The organism is Jiella flava (assembly GCF_017349315.1).
In the GTDB taxonomy this organism is placed as follows: Bacteria; Pseudomonadota; Alphaproteobacteria; order Rhizobiales; family Rhizobiaceae; genus Jiella; species Jiella flava.
The window spans coordinates 138,863-156,552 of record NZ_JAFMPP010000007.1; the positions used below are offsets into that span (position 1 = coordinate 138,863).

15 protein-coding genes are annotated in these 17,690 nt (G+C 63.3%); 6 read left to right on the forward strand and 9 right to left on the reverse strand.

All coding sequences use genetic code 11. The features are described 5' to 3' along the window. Positions 1-52: 52 nt before the first annotated feature. From J1C48_RS10130 to coaD, 3 genes are all read right to left on the reverse strand, one after another. Positions 53-523, reverse strand: coding sequence for a peptidylprolyl isomerase (locus tag J1C48_RS10130; RefSeq protein WP_207257722.1), 471 nt, complete (start codon positions 521-523; stop codon positions 53-55). A gap of 116 nt (positions 524-639) precedes the next feature. Continuing rightward, positions 640-1,233 (reverse strand): peptidylprolyl isomerase, encoded by a 594-nt coding sequence (locus J1C48_RS10135; protein WP_207257723.1) that lies wholly within the window; start codon positions 1,231-1,233, stop codon positions 640-642. Between the two features lie 36 nt (positions 1,234-1,269). Beyond that, positions 1,270-1,770 (reverse strand): pantetheine-phosphate adenylyltransferase, encoded by a 501-nt coding sequence (gene coaD / locus J1C48_RS10140; RefSeq protein WP_207257724.1) that lies wholly within the window; start codon positions 1,768-1,770, stop codon positions 1,270-1,272. 217 nt (positions 1,771-1,987) lie between these two features. Here coaD and J1C48_RS10145 point away from each other — a divergent pair, with 217 nt between their 5' ends. After that, on the forward strand, positions 1,988-2,134 hold the full coding sequence (locus J1C48_RS10145) for a hypothetical protein (protein WP_207257725.1): 147 nt from the start codon (positions 1,988-1,990) through the stop codon (positions 2,132-2,134). A gap of 245 nt (positions 2,135-2,379) precedes the next feature. On the opposite strand, the gene gyrA is transcribed toward J1C48_RS10145, so the two are convergent. Next, positions 2,380-5,160 carry a DNA gyrase subunit A gene (gene gyrA / locus J1C48_RS10150; protein WP_207257788.1) on the reverse strand — a complete coding sequence of 927 codons (2,781 nt, stop codon included), beginning with the start codon at positions 5,158-5,160 and terminating at the stop codon, positions 2,380-2,382. Between the two features lie 374 nt (positions 5,161-5,534). Between gyrA and J1C48_RS10155 the strand changes: the two genes are divergently transcribed. Together J1C48_RS10155 and J1C48_RS10160 are read left to right on the forward strand one after the other, a co-directional pair. Continuing rightward, on the forward strand, positions 5,535-6,227 hold the full coding sequence (locus tag J1C48_RS10155; RefSeq protein ID WP_207257726.1) for a MarC family protein: 693 nt from the start codon (positions 5,535-5,537) through the stop codon (positions 6,225-6,227). Positions 6,228-6,343: 116 nt separating this feature from the next. Then, positions 6,344-7,345, forward strand: coding sequence for a cation diffusion facilitator family transporter (locus J1C48_RS10160; protein WP_207257727.1), 1,002 nt, complete (start codon positions 6,344-6,346; stop codon positions 7,343-7,345). 128 nt (positions 7,346-7,473) lie between these two features. Here J1C48_RS10160 and ssb read toward each other — a convergent pair whose 3' ends face one another. Beyond that, positions 7,474-7,992, reverse strand: a complete 519-nt coding sequence (gene ssb / locus J1C48_RS10165) for a single-stranded DNA-binding protein (RefSeq protein WP_207257728.1) — start codon at positions 7,990-7,992, stop codon at positions 7,474-7,476. A gap of 303 nt (positions 7,993-8,295) precedes the next feature. Here ssb and uvrA point away from each other — a divergent pair, with 303 nt between their 5' ends. Beyond that, positions 8,296-11,217: an excinuclease ABC subunit UvrA gene (gene uvrA / locus J1C48_RS10170; protein ID WP_207257729.1), complete on the forward strand. Its 2,922-nt coding sequence runs from the start codon at positions 8,296-8,298 to the stop codon at positions 11,215-11,217. 49 nt (positions 11,218-11,266) lie between these two features. Here uvrA and J1C48_RS10175 read toward each other — a convergent pair whose 3' ends face one another. Beyond that, complete coding sequence (locus J1C48_RS10175; RefSeq protein ID WP_207257730.1) at positions 11,267-11,653, reverse strand: type II toxin-antitoxin system VapC family toxin; 387 nt, start codon at positions 11,651-11,653, stop codon at positions 11,267-11,269. Then, entirely contained in the window at positions 11,650-11,931 is a 282-nt protein-coding gene (locus J1C48_RS10180) for a type II toxin-antitoxin system Phd/YefM family antitoxin (RefSeq protein ID WP_207257731.1), read from the reverse strand. Before J1C48_RS10180 ends, J1C48_RS10175 begins: the two co-directional genes overlap by 4 nt. A gap of 66 nt (positions 11,932-11,997) precedes the next feature. On the opposite strand from J1C48_RS10180, the gene J1C48_RS10185 reads away from it, so the two are divergent. After that, positions 11,998-12,798, forward strand: a complete 801-nt coding sequence (locus J1C48_RS10185) for a DUF72 domain-containing protein (protein WP_207257732.1) — start codon at positions 11,998-12,000, stop codon at positions 12,796-12,798. A gap of 65 nt (positions 12,799-12,863) precedes the next feature. Here J1C48_RS10185 and J1C48_RS10190 read toward each other — a convergent pair whose 3' ends face one another. Both J1C48_RS10190 and J1C48_RS10195 read right to left on the reverse strand, forming a co-directional pair. Then, complete coding sequence (locus tag J1C48_RS10190; protein WP_207257733.1) at positions 12,864-14,948, reverse strand: hypothetical protein; 2,085 nt, start codon at positions 14,946-14,948, stop codon at positions 12,864-12,866. Positions 14,949-15,001: 53 nt separating this feature from the next. After that, entirely contained in the window at positions 15,002-16,294 is a 1,293-nt protein-coding gene (locus tag J1C48_RS10195) for an adenylosuccinate synthase (protein ID WP_207257734.1), read from the reverse strand. A 419-nt stretch (positions 16,295-16,713) separates the two neighbouring features. Between J1C48_RS10195 and J1C48_RS10200 the strand changes: the two genes are divergently transcribed. Continuing rightward, complete coding sequence (locus tag J1C48_RS10200) at positions 16,714-17,616, forward strand: DMT family transporter (protein WP_207257735.1); 903 nt, start codon at positions 16,714-16,716, stop codon at positions 17,614-17,616. Positions 17,617-17,690 lie beyond the last annotated feature (74 nt).

The following is a 17,690-nucleotide window of genomic DNA, read 5'->3' on the forward strand; positions in this document are numbered from 1 at the left end:
CGCTGTGGGCGCGGGACAAGCGCCGTCCTGTTTGATCCTTAGACCGACGCTCTTAGAGGTCGGCGGCAACCCGCATGGTGCTGATCTTGTCGGGATCGCTGACCGGCTCACCGCGCTTGATCCGATCGACATTGTCCATGCCTTCGATCACCTCGCCCCAGACCGAATACTGCTTGTTCAGCCAGGGAGCGTCCTCGAAGCAGATGAAGAACTGCGAATTGGCCGAGTTCGGATTGGCGGTGCGCGCAGCGGAAACCGTGCCGCGTTTGTGCGGCTCGGCAGAGAATTCGGCCGCAAGATCGGGCTTGTCGGAGCCGCCCGTGCCGGTGCCCGTCGGGTCGCCGGTCTGGGCCATGAAGCCATCGATCACTCGGTGGAAAACGACACCGTCATAGAAGCCCTCGCGCGCCAACTCCTTCACCCGCGCGACATGGTTCGGCGCGAGATCGGGACGCAGCTTGATGACCACCGTACCCTTGGTCGTTTCCAGAACCAGCGTCTCTTCAGGGTTTTCGTAAGCCAAAAGGACATCCTTTCGTTTGTCGTGGCACCGGCCCCGAGGGAGGCCGGCGTTCATCACGGCTGTTTGAGCGCTTTCGCTCAAAGACGCAAGAGGAAGTCCGATTTTCGGCGCCGACCTTACTTTTGGTCGCCGGCGATGCGCACGGTCAACATCTTATCCGGATCCTTCACAGCACCGTTCTGCTGGGCGTCGCCCTTTTTGATCTTGTCGACCACGTCCATGCCGGAAATCACCTTGCCGACAACCGTATACTGACCGTCGAGGAAATGGCCGTCGGCGAGCATGATGAAGAACTGCGAGTTGGCCGAATTCGGATCCTGGGCGCGCGCCATGCCGACCACGCCGCGATCGAACGGCGCCTTGGAGAACTCCGCCTTCAGATCCGGCAGCGTCGATCCGCCCATGCCGGCACGGTTCGCATTGTAGTCCGGGCTGCCTTCCTTGCCGAATTCGACGTCGCCGGTCTGGGCCATGAAGCCGTCGATCACCCGGTGGAAGACGACGTTGTCATAGGCGTGCTCGCGCGCGAGCTCCTTGATCCGCTTGACGTGGTTCGGCGCGAGGTCCGGGCGCAGCTGGATATCGATCTCGCCGTTCGCGGTGGTGATCACCAGCGTGTTATCCGGATCGGCTTTCGGCGCTGAAAAGGCCGCAGGCGCAGCGGCAACCGACAGAACGGCAGCAAGACCGAGCATTGCGAAGAACTTCATTTTATCACCCCAATGACTTGATTCGGCCGCGCTGTATTACGCCCGGCCGTGTTTCCCCCTGATCGCCTGCGCGACGTGACCGGGAACGAAACGCGAAACGTCCCCCCCCATTGCCGCGATCTGACGAACCAATGTGGCGGTAATGGGCCTCGTTTCCGGGCTCGCCGGGAAAAATAAGGTCACGATCTCAGGCCGCATCGCGCCGTTCATGCCCGCCATCTGCATTTCATAGTTCAGATCCGTGCCATCACGGACGCCGCGCACCAGCGCAACGGCGTCGGCGGCACGGGCCGCTTCGACCACCAGACCGTCGAAGGAGACCACCGAAACCACAGCTTTGCCGGCATTGTCACCAAGTGCGGCGACGCCCTGTTCGATCAGCGCCACCCGCTCGTCGAAGGAAAACAGCGGCGTCTTGCCGGGATGGACGCCGATTCCAACGAAGATTTCGTCGAACACCGTCATCGCCTGCGCCAGAACCGCCAGGTGGCCGTTGGTCAACGGATCGAAGGAGCCTGGATAAAAGGCGCGGCGCATCGTCTCTAATCCTCGATGGAATCTCACACGAATTTACGGGGTCTTGTCAAATTTGATGTTCTTTGAGGGACGCCGATAGACTCTTTTTTGGCGAACTCCTGCCAGATTAACAAGCATGTCGGTCAAGCCATGGATGTCCGTTCATGGTGCGAAGCTGCCGAGCGATGGAACGAACTCACGCCCAATTGGTTGTGAGGACAAAACTGGAGATGCGGACATGTTGATTCTCGCCCTGTCGATGACCATGGTTCTGACCCTCGCAGCCGCGACCGCGATCGCGATCAACGAAGATCGCGAGGACAATCGGATCAAGGTTCTCGCGAAGAAGCGCTCGGGTTTTGGCAGCCGTTTCGACGGTCTCTGAGCGCTGGTCGACAATCAAGCGAGCTCGACCTTTTCGACTAACCCCGATCGCTCATCGCTGAATACTGGCAACGATTGAAGGCGACTGAACACGAGACTTTTTTACGCGGGATTTGACCGGCCCGGCCGCAGTCTCATCCGCGCCCGCCGACCTCAAGTTCAAGCGTTTATGGTCTCGATCAAATTTGACGGCCGCGTCACGACGTCGTGGCGCGGCCGAATTCGTCTTCCCGGACCCGATAACCGTCAGGCCTGCGGCTCGTCCGAGTCGTCGTCGGTCTCGTCCTCATCAGGCGTCGGCGTCGGGGCATCCAAATCCCCCGCGCCGCTCGCGGCGTCGCCGGCGAGTTCGACATCCTCATCCTCGGCGTCACCGGCCTCGTCGCCACCCTGATCCGGGATTCGCTCGACCGAGACCACGCGCTCGCCATCGGCGGTGCGGAAGATGGTCACGCCGCCGGTTGCCCGGCCCTTCATACCAATCCCATCGACCGGCACGCGGATCACCTGGCCGCGATCGGTGACGAGCAGCAGCTGATCCTCGGCGTCCACCGGGAAACCGGCGATGATCTGGCCGAGCTTGTCGAGGCGATTGGTATCCGTCGCGCGAATGCCCTTACCACCGCGCCCGCTGGTGCGGAATTCGTAGGACGACGAACGCTTGCCGTACCCGAACTCGCTGACCGTGAGGATGAACTCCTCCGCCGCGCTCAATTGGCCATAGCGCTCCTGGTCGATAGAGACCTCCTCGACGCCCTCTTCCTCAACCACCGGGGCCTCGGCGCCAGCATCGCCACCGGCCTCGCCATCGACGGCCCGGCGCATCTTCAAATAGGACGCGCGCTCGGCCGGGGTCGCTTCGACATGACGCAGGATCGCCATCGACACGACACTCTCGCCGTCACCGAGGGAAATGCCCCTCACACCGATCGAATTGCGCCCGGCAAAGACGCGCACGTCGGTCGTCGGGAAGCGGATGCACTGGCCTGACGAGGCGGTCAGCAGGACGTCGTCCTCTTCGGTGCAGGTCGCGACGGCAAGGATCTCGTCGCCCTCGTCGTCGAGCTTCATGGCGATCTTGCCGTTGCGATTGACCTGGACGAAGTCCGACAGCTTGTTGCGCCGGACCGTGCCGCGAGTGGTCGCGAACATGACGTTCAGCCGCTCGGCCGCGTCGGGATCGCTCGGCAGAGGCAGGATCGAGGTGATCCGCTCGTTCTTCTCCAGCGGCAAGAGATTGATCAGTGCCTTGCCGCGCGCCTGCGGCGTCGCCAGCGGCAGCCGCCAAACCTTCTCCTTGTAGACGATGCCGCGCGAGGAGAAGAACAGGACGGCGGTGTGGGTGTTCGCGACGAACAGCCGCGTCACCGAATCCTCGTCGTTCTTCAGCGACATGCCGGAGCGACCCTTGCCGCCCCGCCGCTGCGCTCGGTAGGTCGCAAGCGGCACCCGTTTGATGTAGCCGGTGTGGGTGACGGTGACGACCATATCCTCGCGGGGAATGAGGTCTTCGTCCTCCATATCCGCCGCGCCCTCGGTCAGCTGCGTGCGGCGGGGCGTCGAGAACTCGTCGCGGATCGCGATCAGCTCGGCCTTGATGATCTCGCGCACCTTGATGCGCGAGGACAGGATTTCGAGATATTCGCGGATCTCCGCGCCGATCTTGTTCAACTCGTCGCCGATCTCGTCCCGGCCGAGCGCGGTCAGACGCTGCAGGCGCAGATCGAGGATCGCGCGGGCTTGGGCTTCCGACAAGCGATACGTGCCGTCCTCGGCGATCCGATGACGCGGATCGTCGATCAATCGCACCAGCGGCGCGACATCCTTGGCTTCCCAATTGCGCGCCATCAGGCGCTCGCGGGCGGTCGCCGGATCCGGCGCCTCGCGGATCAGCTTGATCACCGCGTCGATATTGGCGACGGCGATCGCCAGACCGACCAGGACGTGGGCGCGCTCGCGTGCCTTGCGCAGCAAGAACTTCGTGCGCCGGTTCACCACCTCTTCGCGGAAGGCGATAAAGGCCGACAGCATGTCGGACAGCGTCAGCTGCTCCGGCTTGCCGCCATTCAGCGCGACCATGTTGGCGCCGAAGGACGTCTGCAGCGGCGTGAAGCGGTAGAGCTGGTTGAGGACGACGTCGGTCGACGCGTCGCGCTTCAACTCGACCACGACGCGGTAGCCGTCCCGATCGGACTCGTCGCGGATGTCGGAGATGCCCTCGATCCGCTTGTCGCGGACAAGCTCGGCCATCTTCTCGATCATCGAGGCCTTGTTCACCTGGTACGGAACCTCGGTGACAACGATCGCCTCGCGTTCGCCGCGCAGCGTCTCGGTGTGCACCTTGCCGCGCATCAGGATCGAGCCGCGGCCCGTCGAATAGGCCGATAGGATGCCGGCCCGGCCGAGCACCAGCGCACCGGTCGGAAAATCCGGACCGGGGATAATCTCGATCAGCTCATCCAGCGTGATCGCCGGATTGTCGATCATCGCGATCGTGCCGTCGATGACCTCGCCGAGATTGTGCGGCGGAATATTCGTCGCCATGCCGACGGCGATGCCGCCGGAGCCGTTGACGAGAAGATTCGGGAAGCGGGCCGGCAGAACCACCGGCTCCATCTCGCGGCCGTCGTAATTTTCCTGGAAATCGACGGTTTCCTTGTCGATGTCTTCCAGCATCGGATCGGCGATCTTCTGCAGCCGGCACTCGGTATAGCGCATGGCCGCCGGCGGATCGCCGTCGATCGATCCGAAATTGCCCTGACCATCGATCAGCGGCGCGCGCAGCGACCAGTCCTGCGCCATCCGCACCAAGGCATCGTAGATCGCCGCGTCACCATGGGGATGGTATTTACCCATCACCTCACCGACGACGCCGGCGGACTTGCGATAGGCCTTGGTCGAGTTCAGTCCCATCTCGTGCATGGCGAAGAGAATCCGCCGATGCACCGGCTTCAAGCCGTCGCGCACATCCGGCAGCGCGCGACTGACGATCACGCTCATGGCGTAATCGAGGTAGCTGCGCTGCATCTCGTCGATGATGGAGATGGTGTCGATGCCGCCGCCCGTTTCGGGAGGCAGCGGTGTGTCGTTGTCGTCTGCCAAGAAGCTATCCTGATCAGCAAAATTTGCTGGCTCCGCTATAGCGCGGCGGACGGCGAAGCGCAAATTTCATACGCCGCCAAAAGATCAAAAAACATCAAACAGAACAAACCTCTAAGGCTCATCCCAAAGAAATTTATGAAACCCTGCAAGACGATTCCATTTCCATCTCCTCCGCGCCGCGAATCGAAGCGGCGGCAGCGACGGTCCGTGAAAGCCGGCACCAACTTGCCGCGGCGCGAAAAACTGCTACCCCATGTCCGACAGTCTCAACGGCAATCATCCCAAGGCGAGCGCCGCCGATGTTCGACGTCCTCCTGAACGGCTTCACCACGTTGTTCGTCATTCTCGATCCGCTCGGGCTGATCCCGCTGTTTCTGACGCTCACACCCGGCGCGAGCGCCACGGCACGCCGCATGGTGGCGCTAAGGGCTTCGGTCGTCGCGCTGGTCATTCTGGTGTTTTTCGGCCTTACCGGCCTGGCCCTGCTTGAGGTGCTCGGCATCACCCTCGGCGCCTTCCGGCTCGCCGGTGGGCTGTTTTTGTTCTGGATCGGCTTTGAACTGGTCTTCGAACGACGTGGCGAGCGCAAGCGCAAGAGTGCGAGCCCGGCCGTCGAGGATCCCGAATCCGGCGACGTCGCCGCCTTTCCGCTGGCGATCCCGCTGATGGCCGGCCCCGGCGCGATCTCGGCGGTGATCCTATTATCGGGCAATCTGCCTGGCGTCGTCGGCAAGGCAGCGCTGCTCGGCGTCATCTTGGCCGCGATGGCGGTGACCTTCGCCTTTTTGTCCGTCGCACATCGGCTCGACCGCTTTCTCGGCGCGACCAGTCGGGCGGTGATCTCGCGGCTTTTGGGCGTGCTTTTGGCCGCGCTGGCGGTGCAATTCGTTGCCGACGGCGTTGCGGCGCTCGTCCATTCGACATCGCTGAGCGCAGCGCCGACAGCATCGGCCCGACCAACGGAAGCGATTTTCGGACGGGGCGATGCGTAGACTCCATCCGATCGCGCGTCCTTGCTGCGTCCTGTCGGATGCGCGGCGCGCGAGCGGCTGACGCAACGTTTCGGCGAGCTTGTGGTTGTCTTTGCGATCACAAAAAGGAGATCGGGATGGCGCGATCGACAGGCCGCCGGCAAAAATCCGAGGACGACGGCAGCAAAAAGGCCGTCTATGCGGCGATGTTCGCCAATCTCGCGATCGCCGTGACGAAATTCGTTGCGGCGATTTTTTCGGGCTCCTCATCGATGCTGGCCGAAGGCATCCACTCGGTGATCGACACGGCCAATGAGGGCTTCCTGCTTCTCGGCCTTGCCCGCTCGAAGAAACCCGCTGACGAAAAACACCCCTTCGGCTACGGCGTCGAGGTCTATTTCTGGTCCTTCGTCGTGGCCATCCTGATCTTCGCTCTCGGCGCCGGCTTTTCGATCTTCGAGGGCGTCGAAGGGCTGATCAGCGGCGAGAGCAGCGGCCTTGAATCGCCGTTGATCGCGCTCATCGTTCTGGGCCTCGCCTTCTGTATAGAAGGCTATTCCTGGACCGTGGCCTTCAAGGAGTTTCAGCAACGACGCAAGGGCCAAAGCTTCTTCCGCGACTTCCGCGATCTCAAGGATCCGTCGGTTTTCGTCGTCTTGTTCGAGGACTCGGCCGCCTGTATCGGCGTCGTCATAGCCGCGATCGGCATTTCTCTCGCCTGGGCGACGGGGATTGCCGCCTTCGACGCGGTCGGCTCGATCCTGATCGGCTTGCTGCTCGCCGTCACCGCAATCCTGCTCGCCATCGAAACGAAAGGGCTGCTGATCGGCGAGTCGGCCGGGCCGGAGCTGGAAAAGACCGTCCATGACGGCGTCAAGAGCCACCCCGCCATCGAGGCCGTCAACGAACTGCGCACGCTCCATCTCGGCCCGAACGACGTGCTGTTGACGATGAGCGTCGACTTCAAGGACGACGTGCCGTCGCAAGATATCGAGCGCGCGGTGAGCGAGATCGAAGCGCGGGTGCGCGACCGCTATCCGATGGTCAAGCGCGTCTTCGTCGAAGTGCAGTCGCGTTCCGGCCATGCGGAACTTGCCCGACGCGAGCTTCGCGATGCCGAACCGACCGCCGCCCGATGATCATGCGGACCGGCCGGTAGCCTGTCCTTCGTTTTGCCGGCGCGCCGATCGCAGCGAGCCCAGCGGGCCCAGCGGGCCACCCGAGGCAGGTGGCCAAAGTTGATGAAGCGCCGATGATCGCGTGTCGCTCAGAACGGAATTTCGTCGTCGAGTTCGTTCGAGCCACCGCCGAAACCGCCACCGCCACGATCGGAGCTGCCGCCGCCATAGCCGCCGCGATCCGAACCGCCGCGGTCAAAGCCACTGCCGCCGCCCCGATATCCGCCGCCGCCACCTTCGCCGCCGCTGCTCTCGCCACGACCGCCGAGCATCTGCAATTCACCCCGGAAGCGCTGCAGCACCACCTCGGTCGTGTATTTCTTCTGACCGGACTGGTCCTCCCAGCTCCGGGTCTGCAGCTGCCCCTCGATGTAAACCGTCGAGCCCTTCTTCAGATACTGCTCGGCGACCTTCACGAGGTTCTCGTTGAAGATGACGACATTGTGCCACTCGGTGCGCTCGCGGCGCTCGCCCGACTGCTTGTCGCGCCAGGTCTCCGAGGTGGCGATCCGCAGATTGGCGACACTGTCGCCAGAATTCAGCCGCCGGATCTCAGGATCGGCACCGAGATTTCCGACCAGAATGACCTTGTTGACGCTTCCCGCCATGTCCGAACTCCGACTGTTCAAAATTTTGCGCGAAACTAGACGAGTGACCCCTGGTGCGAAACCCGTCGCCGGGCGCCGTCCCCATCTTCCAAGGCCTCGTGCGTCGCTGCCGCCACGATGCCGCGTTCGGAAAACGCCTTTTCACCCGCCGAAAACCACGTTATAGAACAAAAATAGAACACACAAGAGGCGAATCGATCGGCAAGACGCATTGTGGCCGAGCCTTGGAGTTTGACCGGCCGGGCCTTAAGTAGTGCCTCGCTCCTTCAGACAGAAACCAGACGACGAACCGGCGGATTTTTGATGGCCGAATTGAAGACGATTTCCATTCGCGGCGCGCGCGAGCACAATTTGAAAGGGGTCGATCTCGACCTGCCGCGCGACAGCCTGATCGTCATGACCGGCCTGTCCGGCTCGGGAAAGTCGTCGCTCGCCTTCGACACGATCTATGCCGAGGGCCAGCGGCGCTATGTCGAAAGCCTATCGGCCTATGCCCGGCAGTTTCTGGAAATGATGCAGAAGCCGGATGTCGACCAGATCGACGGGCTGTCGCCAGCCATCTCCATTGAGCAGAAGACGACGTCGAAGAACCCGCGCTCGACCGTCGGCACGGTCACCGAGATCTACGATTATCTGCGGCTGCTGTTCGCCCGCGTCGGCGTGCCTTATTCGCCGGCGACAGGCCTGCCGATCGAGAGCCAGACCGTCAGCCAGATGGTCGATCGGATCCTCGATCTTGGCGAGGGCACACGGCTCTATCTCTTGGCGCCGATCGTGCGCGGGCGGAAGGGCGAGTATCGTAAAGAGCTCGCCGAGCTTCAGAAAAAGGGCTTTCAGCGGGTCAAGATCGACGGCGAGTATTACGAGATCGCCGATGCCCCGGCGCTCGACAAAAAGTACAAGCACGACATCGATGTGGTGGTCGACCGCGTCGTTGTGCGCGCCGACCTGAAGAGCCGGCTCGCCGATTCGATCGAAACAGCGCTCGGCCTCGCCGACGGCCTCGCCGTTGCGGAGTTTGCCGACAAGCCGCTGCCCAAGGAGCGGCTCGCCGATGCCGGCGCCAACCGCAACAAGAACGAGACCCATGAGCGGCTCTTGTTTTCGGAAAAATTCGCCTGTCCGGTCTCCGGCTTCACCATCCCGGAAATCGAACCGCGGTTGTTTTCCTTCAACAACCCGTTCGGCGCCTGCCCCACCTGCGATGGTCTCGGCTCGCAGAAGGCGGTGGATCCGAAGCTCGTTGTGCCGAACGAGGCGCTGACGCTGAAGGCCGGCGCGATCGCACCCTGGGCCAAATCGACCTCGCCCTATTACGGCCAAACCCTCGACGGTCTCGGCAAGGTCTATGGCTTCAAGCAGACCGACCGCTGGGTCGACCTGTCCAAAGAGGCCAAGGCGGCGATCCTGTTCGGCACCGGCCGGGAAAAGATCGAGTTCCGTTATAAAGACGGGCTGCGGTCCTACGCCACGACCAAGACCTTCGAGGGCGTCGTCAACAATCTCTCTCGGCGCTGGAAGGAAACCGATTCCGCCTTCATGCGCGAGGAGATCGAGCGCTTCATGTCGGCAACGCCCTGCCCCGCCTGCGCCGGCTATCGGCTGAAGCCGGAAGCCCTGGCGGTGAAGATCGCCGGCAAGCATATCGGCGAGGTGACCGAGCTGTCGATCCGGCACGCCGCCGAATGGTTTTTAGATCTGCCCGCTGCCCTGTCCGATAAGCAGAACGAGATCGCGGTGCGGATCCTCAAGGAAATCCGTGAGCGACTGAAATTCCTCAACGATGTCGGCCTCGACTATCTGACTCTGTCGCGTTCGTCGGGGACGCTGTCCGGCGGCGAAAGCCAGCGTATCCGCCTCGCTTCGCAGATCGGCTCGGGCTTGACCGGCGTGCTCTACGTTCTCGACGAACCGTCGATCGGCCTGCATCAACGCGACAACGCTCGCCTGCTCGACACGCTGAAGCACCTGCGCGACATCGGCAACACGGTGATCGTCGTCGAACACGACGAAGACGCGATTTTGACCGCCGACCATGTCGTCGATATCGGCCCGGCGGCGGGCGTCCATGGCGGCCAGGTGATCGCCAGCGGCACGCCGACGGAGATTATGGCCAATCCGAATTCGCTGACCGGCCGCTATCTTTCCGGCGATCTCGGCGTTCCGGTGCCGCAGAAGCGCCGCAAGGCGGCAAAGGCCAAGCGGTTGAAGGTGGTCGGCGCCCGCGGCAACAATTTGAAAAACGTCACCGCCGACCTGCCGCTCGGCGTATTTTCCTGCGTGACCGGCGTTTCCGGCGGCGGCAAGTCGACCTTCCTGATCGAGACGCTGTTCAAGGCGGCCTCACGCCGGATCGCCAATGGCCGCGACATCCCCGCCGAACACGACCGCGTCGAGGGGTTGGAGCTGCTCGACAAGGTGATCGATATCGATCAGTCGCCGATCGGCCGCACGCCGCGTTCCAATCCGGCGACCTATACCGGCGCCTTCACGCCGATCCGCGACTGGTTCGCCGCCCTACCGGAGGCCAAGGCCCGCGGCTACCAGGCCGGGCGCTTCTCCTTCAACGTCAAGGGCGGGCGTTGCGAGGCCTGCCAGGGCGACGGCGTCATCAAGATCGAGATGCATTTCCTCCCGGATGTCTACGTCACCTGCGACGTCTGCAAGGGCAAGCGCTACAACCGCGAGACCCTGGAGGTGACCTTTAAGGAAAAATCGATCGCCGACGTGCTCGACATGACCGTCGAGGAAGGCGTCGGCTTCTTCTCGGCCGTACCGGCCGTGCGCGACAAACTGGCGACGTTGAACGAGGTCGGCCTCGGCTACATCAAGATCGGCCAGCAGGCGACGACACTGTCCGGCGGCGAGGCGCAGCGTGTCAAACTCGCCAAGGAACTGTCGCGCAAAGCCACCGGCAAGACGCTCTACATTCTCGACGAGCCGACCACCGGCCTGCATTTCCACGACGTCGCCAAGCTGCTCGAGGTGCTGCACGACCTCGTCGACCGCGGCAACACCGTGGTGGTGATCGAGCATAATCTCGAAGTGATCAAGACCGCCGACTGGCTGATCGACATCGGCCCGGAAGGCGGCGACGGCGGCGGCGAAATCGTCGCTACCGGCACGCCGGAAGACGTCATCACCGTCGCGCGGTCATATACCGGTCAGTTCCTGAAGGAGCTTTTGGATCGCCGCCCACGGGTCAAGAGGGAGGCCGCGGAGTAGCTCCGAGCGACGGCTCTGCGGATCGGGTTCGACGTCGGCTGCGCCGCAGCTACCACAAGCGCGGCACGCCGAACCCATCAAACGCCGTGTCGACGGTGACGACGACCAGATCTTCCACCGTTGCCTGTGCGGCGAGAAGCCGGTCGAACGGATCCTTGTGAGCGCCGGGCATTCGGCCCGCGAGCAGCGCGTGCGCAGCGGTTACCGCCAGAACCGAAAATCGCTCGGCACGGACAAGAGCGTCGAAATTTTTAGCGATCGGCGCGATTTCCGGCCATTTTCCGAGGCGATATTTCGTCGCAATTTCAAAAGCGGACGCAGCGCTTGCCGCAATCATATGATCGGGCTCGGCGATAGCATCCGCCGCAGCGCGACTTAGTCGAGGATCATTGAGCAGCCACCACGCAAGCGCATGGGTGTCGAGAAGATATCTCATTCCCCGTTGTCGCCAGGAAAGGAATATTTGCCTTCCCAGGCCGCAAGTTCATCTTCGGACATCGGCTGAAGAAAAAGATCCGACGGAATCTTGTCGCGAAGATGCGCCAAGGCGCCAGGCACGCGCCTCGGCAGCAAGGTGCCCTCCGCCGCCTCGACCGGCACCAATTTCGCCACCGGCGCGTCGCCCCGCGTGATGAGCACCTCTTCGCCGGCTTCCACGCGGGCGAGAAGATCGGCCAGATCGGCCGTCGCCCTTTCGATGGTGACCACGGTCATCGCGTCCTCCATGCAGATAAAGCAAATTTAGGCGCAAGATCGCGCCGGCACAATCAGGAGCCGATTATGACCACAAAAGGCACCATCCGCACTGGCATCGGCGGCTGGACGTTCGATCCGTGGAACGAGACCTTCTATCCGGCCGACCTCGCCAAGACCCGCCAGCTCGCCTATGCGGCCTCGAAGCTGACCTCGATTGAGGTCAACGGAACCTTTTATCGCAGCCAGAGCCCGGCAACATATGCCAAATGGGCCAGTGCGGTACCGACCGGTTTCGTCTTTTCGCTGAAGGCCCCGCGCTTTGCCGTCAATCGCAAGGTGCTGTCGGAGGCCGGTGAGTCGATTGAGCGCTTTGTCGGTTCGGGCATCGTCGAACTCGGCGATCATCTCGGCCCCATCCTTTGGCAATTCGCCGCGACCAAGTCATTCGACGCCAATGATTTCAGCGGATTTCTCAAGCTGCTGCCAAAATCCGCCGACGGTGTGGCGCTGCGCCACGTCGTCGAACCACGCCATTCAAGCTTCAATGTCCCGCAATTCGTCGATCTGTGCAAAGAATCGGGCGTTGCCATCGTCTGCGCCGACAGCGACGCCTATCCGCAAATCGCCGATGTGACAGCCGACTTCGCCTATCTCCGCCTGCAGCGCGGCGACGCGGCGATCGACACCTGCTATCCGGCCGATGCTCTCGATCATTGGGCGGCGCGGCTGCAGACGTTTGCCGCAGGGGGCGAGCCGGGCGACCTCAAGAAAGCCTCACCCGAGCGTCTCCCCGCAGCCCAGCCGCGCGACGTTTTTGCCTATTTCATCCGCTCCGGCAAACCGCGCGCCCCCCATGGCGCGATGGCACTGACGGCCCGCCTGTGAGCCGCAGAGCCTGAGGCCGCGCCAACGCCCCGCGACCGGCCACCGCGATCAGGTCTCTCGGCGGCTCAGCTCTTTGCCTTGTTCCAGGCGTCGATCGCCTGTTTGAACACGCGATCGCCGGGAATGCCTTTCTCGATCGAGATCAGCGCCCTGCGGCCGGTGCTATAGGCCAGCGGGATATCGATCCATTTCTGGTTCTGCAGCAGCGACAGATTGGACTTCACCGCATCATCGAGATTGTTGAGCGCGATGATGAAGTAGTTGTCCGAGATCTTGCCGGCCACGCCGATCAGCTTCTCGCCCCGCGCCTCTTCGCTCTCTTTCAGCCGCATCGACTGGACATTGGCGACGCTGCCGCCGGAAAAATCCTTCGGCACGTCGAATTCCAGCTCGATGACGTGGCTGGCCGGCAGGGTCGGATCGGTGTTGCGCTTGATCGTCATCGTCATCTTGACGTTCTGCTCGGGAACGTCGGCGACCGCCTTGATCGCAGGCTCGCCGGGTTTTCCATCGGCGCCCGGCTCGTCCACGAGCGACCAAACCACCGTTCCGGTGTTCTTGGTCACCGGCTGATCCTTGGTGCGTTCCTGATAGAAGATCACGTTCTGGCCAACCGCCAGCTGGTTGCCGGTCTGAACGCTGGCGCCATTCGTCTGGGGCGCCGGCATGGTGGCCGGGGGATTGCCGCTTTGGCCATCTGCCGGCGTGCTGTTGCCGCCGACGACGGACGGATTCTTACCGATCTCGCTCGACAAGGTCGGCGTCGCGCCCGGCTGCGGGCCGTTCTGATCGACGCTGGTCGCCGCCGCGACATTGGTGCCTTCGTCAAAAGCGTTGGCCGTCTTGTCCGCCGGCCCGGGATCGACTTCGCTTCCGTCCGGAAGCAGCCGTTGGGTAAAGCGGCGGGTCGCAGTGGCCGAGTCGGTCTTGTTCGCGGCGCTCTGCACCGCCTTGTCGGCCGTAGCGGCCTGCTTGTCGCTCGTTGCCTGCCCGCCGACCGAACCGCTCTTTTCGGTGGACTGGTCGGCGATCGTGCCGATATCGGCCGAACCGACGAGCAGATTCTCGATCTGATCGCGATAGGCCCAGACGGTCGTCCCGACAGCGCCGAGAAGGAGAATGACAACCGCTGCGACCGCGATCTTGCCGCTTTGGCCGGATCGTTTGGGCCGCCGGTTCGGATAACGCGGAGCGGTGATGTCCGCCTCGGGGATATCGTGATCGTCGACCCGAATATCGTCGGGAACGCGCTCGCCCGTCCGATCGTCGGAGGAGCGATCATCGGTCGCGCGATCTTGGTCCTTGCCACGCTCGCGGGCGTCCGCCTTGCTCTCGCCATCACGGTCGCCGCGACCGCCCGGCGTGATGAAGGGCGCAGCGATCGATGGCGGGCCATCGCCCGCATCGGGCTCTTCGGTTTCCGGCGGGACGAAGGGCTGCGCCTGGGGACCGGGCTTGCGCCCGGCGGGCGCCTGACGCTCAGATGCGGCCGCCGCCGCTCCGGTGGCGGCCGGCATCGTTGCAGCAGGCAACCGCGCCCCGGTTTGCGGCGACGACTGACGGGGATTGGCCGATTCGGCAGGCTCGACCGGCTGCTGCGGACGTGGCGTCTGGCGCGGCTCGCCGCGTGACGGCGCAGCCTGCCCGTCGGCTGACCGCGGGCGTGGGTCGTCAACGCCTTGCGCCCGACTTGGCTGTTGCTGCGGCTGTTGCGGCTGCGGCAGGGGTTGACGCGGCTCGGGCGCCGTCGGAGCGACGCGTCCGGTCTGAGACGCGGCGGGCTTTTCGCGCGGCGGCTCGGCCGGACTGCCGGCGGCGGGAGCTAAGGGCTGAGCCTGCGGCTCGGCCGAAACGCGGCTCGGCGCGGGTTGTGGCGCCTGTGGAATCGGTGCGGCCGCCTCCGATTCTGAGCCGTCAGCCTCTGCCCCTTCGGTCTCTTGGGCGACGTAGTGCTCCTCGGTGCGGGTAATGGCATCTTCGAGCGCGGCGAGGCGCGCCGAAACCACCGGTTCCGCAAGGGGCGGATTGGCCGCGTTGATCTGCCGCTGAATGGCAGCCCGGGCTTTTTCGTAGACCTTTTCCCGCATTTGCGGCGTTGCACGCGGCAGGCCGTCGATGGTCTTGCGAAGAACGCCGCTCAGATCCGCCATGGATTGCAGTCACTCGTTTGTCTTTATGGATTGTCGTCCCGACGTCCGCGACTCTAGTCCTGAAACGGATCGCGAACAAGTATTGTATCCTCGCGCTCCGGCGACGTCGAAAGCAGCGTCACCGGTGCCGACACAAGCTCCTCTATGTGTCTGACATATTTGACCGCTTGCGCCGGAAGGTCGCTCCAGCTGCGCGCGCCGGCAGTCGTATCCTGCCAACCCTCAAAGGTTTCATAGATCGGCTCGACCCGGTTCTGATCGGCAAGACTTGCCGGCAGATAGTCGATCGTTTCTCCGTCAAGTTTATATCCGACGACGACTTTGATCTCTTCGAGACCATCAAGGACATCGAGTTTGGTCAACGCCAAGCCGTCGATGCCGTTGACCGCGACGGCCTGCCGCACAAGCACGGCGTCGAACCAACCACAGCGGCGCTTGCGGCCGGTGACCGTGCCGAATTCGCGGCCCTTTTCGCCGAGGAACTGGCCGACGTCGTTGTCCTGCTCGCTCGGGAACGGGCCCCCGCCGACGCGAGTCGTGTAGGCCTTGGTGATGCCGAGGACGAAGCCGACGCTGCTCGGGCCAAGACCCGATCCCGCCGCAGCCTGACCGGCCACGGTGTTCGAGGAGGTCACGAAGGGATAGGTGCCGTGATCGATGTCGAGCAGCGTGCCCTGCGCGCCTTCGAAGAGGATGCGCTGACCGGCCTTGCGCTTTTCGTCCAGCAGCCGCCAGACACGATCCATGAACGGCACGATCTCGTCGGCGACCGACGTCAGTTCATCGAGAATCGTCTGGGCGTCGACCTCCGGCTGGCCGAGGCCGCGCCGCAGCGGATTGTGATGGGCGAGCAACCGCTCGATTCGCTCCGGCAGCGCGTCCGGATTGGCAAGATCGATCACCCGGATCGCCCGGCGGCCAACCTTATCCTCATAGGCCGGCCCGATGCCCCGGCCGGTGGTGCCGATCTTGGTGCCGGCATTGGAGCTTTCGCGGGTGGCGTCGAGTTCGCGATGCAGCGAGAGAATCAGCGCGGCATTGTCGGCAATCTTCAGGCTCGACGGATTGATCGTGACGCCCTGTTCGGCGAGCCGCTTGCGCTCGGCGACGAAAGCATGCGGATCGAAAACCACCCCATTGCCGATCACCGACAGCTTGCCGCGGCGCACGACGCCCGAGGGCAGAAGCGAGAGCTTATAGGAGGTTCCGTCGACCACCAGCGTGTGGCCGGCATTGTGGCCGCCCTGGAAGCGCACAATAACGTCGGCCCGCTCGGACAGCCAGTCGACGATCTTACCCTTCCCTTCGTCACCCCATTGCGATCCGATGACGACGACGTTTCCCATGAACTTCCTCACGATAATTGGCCGGCATCATCGCTGACGTGCCGGGCGCCTCACGGCGGCCTTCGACCTTGGTCGGTTATCTGTCTTTGCGAGGCCGAAGCCGAGGATGAATTCGGCACGGTGCGCACGCCTGTACCAAGTCGAGACCCTGCCTGTCCACAAAACACGGCGCAAATATCGTGAGTCTCGTCCTCGCGTCACATCGCCCGGACTGATAGGCAGCACTGGCCAAACCCGCCAATCCCACCTACAGCGGCGGCGCGACAGCCGGCGCCGACAACCCATAAGCTCCGGCTCGATACCGTGAAATCGCGGCCGTCAGTCTGCGCCGAACCGAACCGTCGGTGCGTAAAGAGATGGCGGCGAGCGGCCCGAACGGCCGCCAAGAACAATGCCGAAAGCGGCGTACCGGGGGAAACATGTCGCGCAGCACCATCGTCCATCCGTATCTGGTCCTCGCCGCGGTCGCCTTGTTCTGGGCTGGCAACGCGGTGGCCGGCAAACTCGCCGCCGGACACATTTCGCCGATGCTGCTGACGCTGCTGCGCTGGTCTTTCGCGACGCTGTTCGTCGCCCCCTTCGCCCTGCCCCACCTGCGGCGGGAGTGGCCCGAGATTCGCCCGCGGCTCGCTTATCTTGCGATCCTCGGCATCGTCGGCTTCGCCTCGTTTAATGCGATCTTCTATCTGGCGGTGACCTATACGACGGCGATCAACGTGGCGATCGAACAGTCGGCGATGCCGCTCGTCGTGTTCCTGGCCAATTTCATTCTGTTCCGCATGCGGGTGACGCGACTGCAGATCGTCGGCTTTTCGCTGACGCTCATCGGCGTCGCACTGACCACTTCGCACGGCGACCTCACGACTCTTTTCGCGCTCGATCTCAACCGCGGTGACGCGTTGATGGTGATCGCGGTCCTGCTTTATGGCGGCTACACCGTCGCCCTGCGGTCCAAGCCGAAGATCCATTGGCTATCGACGATTTTCGTTCTGTCCTTTGCCTCGTTCCTCGCCTCAATCGTCTATGCCGGCATCGAATTTGCCATGGGACAGACGCAGCTGCCGGATCTGCAAGGCGGCGTAGCGGCACTCTACACCGCGATCTTCCCGTCACTCTTTGCCCAGTCGCTCTATATCCGCGGCGTCGAGATGATCGGCCCGAACCGTGCCAATCTGTTCATCAATCTCGTACCGGTCTTCGGGGCGCTCCTCGCCGTCGCGATCATCGGCGAAAAGCTCCATCTTTACCACGTGGCGGCTCTCGTTTGCGTCCTCGGCGGCATCACGCTCGCCGAGCGCAGCGCCCGCAAGCGGCGCGCGTGAACGAACACCAAGCGTGACCGGGCAAGACAAGCAAGGAACGGCCGAATCAAAAAGGCCGGACACGGGAACCCCGC